Below are 5445 nucleotides of genomic sequence, written 5' to 3'. Positions count from 1 at the left end.
GTCCAAAGGAGGTTTTGATCTCAGCTTTGGTACATTTCGCAACCATTCCGCGCTGGTGCGATTGGAGTAGCGGGTGTTACCCGCTAGGTGTTGACCTTGGAGTGACCTTGGAGTGGCGCTTGACAGGCCACGCGTCCGGGAGTATGATGTCGCAAAACGGCGGCGATTGCCTGTTCGCAGCTCGGGCCAGAGGAGGAATGGCAATGAAGTCGCTCTCCAGAGTGTTGCTGTGCCAAGTTCTTGTAGCCCTGTTTTTCGCATCTGGTGTCGCTTGGGCCCGTGCGCCCATCAGGGACGGTGATCCAGGCACAATCGGTGCATGTCTCACGCAACCCGACGGAAGCCGTGTCACGCTGCCGTGCGAAGAGGTGATACGCTGTGGAAGAAGCGGGAAATCATTCGCGATCAAAGAGTGGTTTGAACCGCAGCCCGCGAAGCCTCGGCTTGCTGTCGTAAGCACCAGGCCCCTCCCGGTCAAGGAGTACTGGAACGTCGATGTAACCGGTGTCCTATCCACATTCTCAGGCGTCTCCAGAGACGGCACTGAGATTAGGCAAAGAGTTCTGATCGTTTCCCCTGAGAATGTCACCGTCTACTGTTCTCCCAATGGCAGACCCGTTCCGTTCATGCCAATCAAGGGTATCGACATGGATTGGCCCAATAGGCGTTCACTTGCTGACCTGGCAAGCGAGGGTTCCGCAGAGACAGCAAGCGTATCTGTCATGAGCGAAGGCGAACTCCCGCCGATGCCTGATGGCCTGGATTCGGAGAGCCCACCCATTTACTGCGCGACTATTGCAGAAGCAAAAGCTCAAGCGGACGGCACGGCAGTTGAGCTTCAGTGCAAGCCGATCAACTCCGCAACCAGCGGGTCGTTCGTGATAGGCGAGGACGACACTTACGACACGCTTACCACTTACTACACTGGCACCGTAGTGGCCGACGACCGCGTGAAGAAGGTCACGGGAACGATCCACACCAGCGGTTCTGACAAGGTTCTGGACGTAGATAGCAGCCCTGGCTTCGACCCTGACGCTTATGTTGGCAGCGTCCAGACGGTGGCGCAGGGCACCATTGCCTGGGCCAAAACATTCGCAGACGGGCTCTACTTGACAGCGGATCTGTCAGGAAAGATTGTCAGCAGGACGTTTCCTGCACTCGGCTACTTCTACGTGCAGGAGCCAAGTCGCGCATGTGGCATCCGTGTTAACGACAGCGCATCGGCGGAATCGCTGCACGCTGGTGACATCGTCACGATCTCAGGCGGTGAGATGACTACCGTTGACGGCGAGAGAGCCATACACTATGCGTACACACAGATGGACTCATCTGGGGATGCGCCGAGACCGCTCGGCCTAAACAACAAAGCTGTTGGCGGAGGAGACCTCAATGTTCTCACCCAAGGCCCCGCCGAGGGCACGGGTACCAGCAACGTCGGTCTTCTCATCCGCGCGTGGGGCAGGATAACCGACGTAGATTTTGGCGGTTTCTACATAGATGATGGCTCGAACCTAACCGATGGTGGTACCGTCGCTGGCATCCGTGTGGTAGGGCTTGGTGGCTATCAGACGTATACTCCGGCAGTCGGTGACTACGTTGCTGTAACCGGCATATCTGGGTTGGCTACCTACTACACCGAACACGGGCTCGCACGGACTATTCGTGTGGCTAGTTCAAACGACTTGACTGTAGTGCGCTGCACCGGCCCGCCAACGGAGGTCGAAGTGCAGCCTTCGGGAACCGACACTAACGGATACGGAAAGTTGTCTATCTACTGGAAGGCTACACCGGGCGCGATTGGCTACAACATATACCGTGGAACAACGTCCGGTGGAGAAGACTACCAGAATCCCATAAACGGACCTAACCCGTGGAACACTCCCACCTACGCAGGAAGTGACAAGTTTGTCTTTACCGATACTGGCCTGACCTTCGGGCAGGAGTACTTCTATACGGTAAAGGCCGTCCGTGCTGATGGTGAGAGCATAGCTTCGGATGAAGACAGCGACATACCGGACGATTGGGCCATTCCTTGGGACAGCGATGATGCTTATGCGATAACTGACGCCGTAGCCAATCTGTACGGCTATTATGCAGACCTGATCTGTGCTGTTGGCCCGGACGGTACCGTCTACAGCAATTGGCAGGGCGTTCTTCGGCCCGGTGGCTCCGTTGACCTCGGTACCCTCGAACCAGGCACGAATACGCTTCACTACTCCGACGGCTCTACCCTCAACCTCCCAGATGACGGGGGAGTGTTATCAGGCGATGACGAGGAATCAGGTGGTATGTTGGCGTCTGTTCCTACCACAGAACAGAACGCAAGCGACGGGCCCTACAGGCGTGTGCGGAGCAAACCGACGTGTACCGGTTCCTACGGGCTGTTTTACCCTGGGTGGAGAAACCAGATTTACATGGCAAGAAACACCGCGCAAGGTATCGACGACGATTACTGGACTTACCTGGGCAGTAGAACAATCATCGGCAGCGGCAAGAGAAGAACGGTACTTGAGATTGATGCGGGTGTTCAGTGGAGCGAGGCGTACTGCAGATACAATCCTCACCTGTCTCTCAAGTACAATAGGTATGATGGCTCCAAAGCTCGGACCCTTGCGCCTAAGAACTGCCCCATCACTTTCGATACCTCGTACTTCGGAGGAATCGAGATGTGCTATGTGATGCAGCCGACCGGTAAGTCATCAACACCTATGATACTCTTCTATGGTGCTGACCAGAACTGGGAAGACAAAACAGTCTTGCTCGCCGCTGCGAATCCTGTCAAGGTACGCTCGGGGATGATGAAACGTGCCCACTCTATTGCACAGGGCAGGAAAGGCGGCAACCATTACCGGCGGACTGGTTCCCACGTCTACAACGCGGCGTTTGCCAATGGCCAACTGCGCAATGCGTCCGGCCAGTGGGTAACATGGACTGATAGCTTGACGCAAGATCAAGGTGCATATCCGTGGCCGTCCTCCATCGTCACATGGACGATCCCTGCCGGGCAGGAGTACTACACGGAGAACGACATAAGCATACAACTGTAGGGAGGGATTTGAGTTGCAGAAGCATATCAAGAGCAGTCTCTTTGCGGTGCGGCTCTGCGCTTTCCTGCTGTTCGCGATAGCTCCTTGCTTTGGCGGTGCTGAACAAGTGCCGCCACAGGGCCTAGTCGTTTCCAGCGTTCTTGTGAACCCGAAGGAGTACACTGCTAATGGTGGACGCTATGACCTGTTCCTTCAGGCTGTCCCCGGAGGGAAAGTCACACGCCTAACCAATCATGAGTCTACTCCGAAGCTAAGACTGGGAGGGGCTATCAGGGAACCGCTGTTCTCTCACAGTGGGAAGCGCGTTCTTTTCCTTGCAGACTACTCGTATTCCGACGGTAGACGCACAACAATGACTGGTGCCGCACCATACCCCAACACGTTTCTTAATCTTTGGGAAGTGCAGGTTGTCACAAAGAAAGTCTCGCCGCTAACCAAGGGCGACTTCGGCTGGTACGTTCACGGATGGTCACCCGATGACCGATATGTCTGCGCAACCTATCAGACTGAGGCAGGCAGCCTAGACCAGGACAAGCCCATACCGGAAGACATCTATGTCTGGGACACGCTTACCCGACGGGGACGGAAACTTGCCCGTGTTCCGTTGGGTGTTGATGATGCTTTCTGGTCTCAAGATGGGAGCAGCATTATCTATCAGAGCGGCCCTGACTCTAACCTGTATTCCGTTCCGCGTCAAGGCGGCAAGTCTAGACTCCTACTTCGGGGAAAGGCCGGGCGATACGGGTATGCCTTCTCGCCGGACGGACGGAAGGTTGCGTACGTGGACACGGACACAGTGTATATTGCTGACGCGGACGGCGGTAAGCCCAAAGCCATCCTCAAGATGGTAAGGGATCAGCGTTCGGCGTACTCCCCTAAGCCAAGATGGTCGAGAGACGGTAAAAAGGTAGCTGTAGCGGTATTTGAGCCGACAGTGAATACTCAAGGCGTGACTAAGCTCCACGTGTACGACAAGGCTTCTGGAGAAGATAGAGTTGTGACAACCCTGCGGCAGGGCGTCAGTGACCTTATATGGTCAAGAGATGGCCAATGGCTATTACTGAAGACTGCACAGGAAGGTGATACCGAGAAGCCCGACCCAAAGACAGGCTGGCATACATTCCGCCGAGAAGGACTGTTAGCGGTTGCCACCTCCGACGGTCACGCAGTCACTCTGAAGGAACCGAACGAAGAGACAAGAGGGTTGGATTGGTTCGAGGTAACGAAGCAGGATGGCTGATACGCACAATCAATGCGACCAATGTGTGGCTCACCGTGGGTGTGGTGACCGACCGTGAGCCGCTTCCTTCCTAGATAGTTGATCGCGCCGTCCCAGGGCAATTCGGAGGCGTGAGGCCGAATATGGTTCGCTGTTCATCCCACAGCGCGGGCAACTGCTTCGTCAGCATCATCAGCGACAGTCCACTCGGCTCCTCACCCATCAGAATGGCTTCGACGATATCCGGCGCGAGGAGCGTGAGCCTGAGCAGGCGTGCCGCGAAGGACGGGTCCAGACCTATCTCCCTGGCCAAGTCAGAGATTGACCCGAACTTCCCCTCGTCGAGGAGCTTCTGCCACCTGTGCGCCCGGGCAATCGCTATGACGAGCGCCTCCTGGTGCGAAGGACGCATAGGGCTATCGGACGAAAACGCCTGTGGCAGGACCACTTCTTTCCTGCCTCCTCGCTTCTTCAGCGTGAGCGGCACGTTGACCACTATGCCGCTGTCGTCATTCTGCACTGTGGCTCTCGACATCATCTGGCGCAGCTCCTTTCATGTTGGTTTGTTGTATCCCGGACTTCGCTCACGAGCGAATGCAGGCCGTTGCCCCGGATGCGGATGTTCATGCCATCGGTGTTCACGGTCACGCGCTCAATAAGCAGATGGACGATCCGCGACTGCTCCAGAGGAAAGAGTTCATCCCATACAGGATCGAGCCTGCGCAGAGATTCCGCGACATCGCGCTCGCTTACAAGCCGTGCCTGCATTCCATGTATCTCTTCGTCTATGTCTCGGAACCTGCGTTGAGTATCAACGAACTCCTCGTTGGTCCGGCGTATCTCGTCGGTCGTCTCGCTGTCCGATGCGCCGGAGTCCAACAGCCGGGATGCGGCCTGCTTGAGTTCGGCAAGCCGTGCTTCCAGTTCTGTTCTCTCTGAACGCAGTCGCTCAAGCTCTTCGGCCTCAAGCCCCCGAGTCGCCTGATAGGTCTGGGCTATCATCTCAGGCGACTTGAACATCGCGCGAAGCTGTTGGATGACGGCTCCTTCCATGTCTCCGGCGGGGACCGACTTGACTGGGCAGTTGCTGTGCCCCGTCTTGGACGCCCTGCCGCATGTGTAGTAGCGTAAGCGTCAAACCGCCCCCACCTTGACAGAAGCTACGATGGCGCGACTTGG

General features: G+C 56.5%; 4 protein-coding genes. 2 read left to right on the top strand and 2 right to left on the bottom strand.

The features are described 5' to 3' along the window. The first annotated feature begins 203 nt into the window (after window positions 1-203). Both ABJK56_RS08910 and ABJK56_RS08905 read left to right on the top strand, forming a co-directional pair. Window positions 204-3047, top strand: a complete 2844-nt coding sequence (locus tag ABJK56_RS08910) for a fibronectin type III domain-containing protein (protein WP_347244317.1) — start codon at window positions 204-206, stop codon at window positions 3045-3047. A gap of 13 nt (window positions 3048-3060) precedes the next feature. Beyond that, the gene (locus tag ABJK56_RS08905; protein WP_347244316.1) at window positions 3061-4287 is read left to right on the top strand and encodes a hypothetical protein; all 1227 of its coding nucleotides are present in this window, start codon (window positions 3061-3063) and stop codon (window positions 4285-4287) included. 70 nt (window positions 4288-4357) lie between these two features. Here the strand turns inward: ABJK56_RS08905 and ABJK56_RS08900 are convergent, their stop codons facing one another. Together ABJK56_RS08900 and ABJK56_RS08895 are read right to left on the bottom strand one after the other, a co-directional pair. Beyond that, window positions 4358-4804 carry a hypothetical protein gene (locus ABJK56_RS08900; RefSeq protein ID WP_347244315.1) on the bottom strand — a complete coding sequence of 149 codons (447 nt, stop codon included), beginning with the start codon at window positions 4802-4804 and terminating at the stop codon, window positions 4358-4360. Continuing rightward, window positions 4801-5319: a hypothetical protein gene (locus tag ABJK56_RS08895; protein WP_347244314.1), complete on the bottom strand. Its 519-nt coding sequence runs from the start codon at window positions 5317-5319 to the stop codon at window positions 4801-4803. The genes ABJK56_RS08900 and ABJK56_RS08895 overlap by 4 nt, the downstream gene beginning before the upstream one ends. Between the last annotated feature and the right edge of the window lie 126 nt (window positions 5320-5445).

Source organism: Thermogutta sp. (assembly GCF_039793925.1).
GTDB lineage: Bacteria > Planctomycetota > Planctomycetia > Pirellulales > Thermoguttaceae > Thermogutta.
Note: the sequence above shows the minus strand (reverse complement) of the source record. Positions and strands in the feature narration are given on the sequence as shown.

Bases quoted from the DNA above. Each gene is read 5' to 3' on its own strand.
- ABJK56_RS08910 (WP_347244317.1), top strand. From the start codon at position 204: ATGAAGTCGCTCTCCAGAGTGTTGCTGTGCCAAGTTCTTGTAGCCCTG.
- ABJK56_RS08900 (WP_347244315.1), bottom strand. From the start codon at position 4,804: ATGATGTCGAGAGCCACAGTGCAGAATGACGACAGCGGCATAGTGGTC.
- ABJK56_RS08895 (WP_347244314.1), bottom strand. From the start codon at position 5,319: ATGGAAGGAGCCGTCATCCAACAGCTTCGCGCGATGTTCAAGTCGCCT.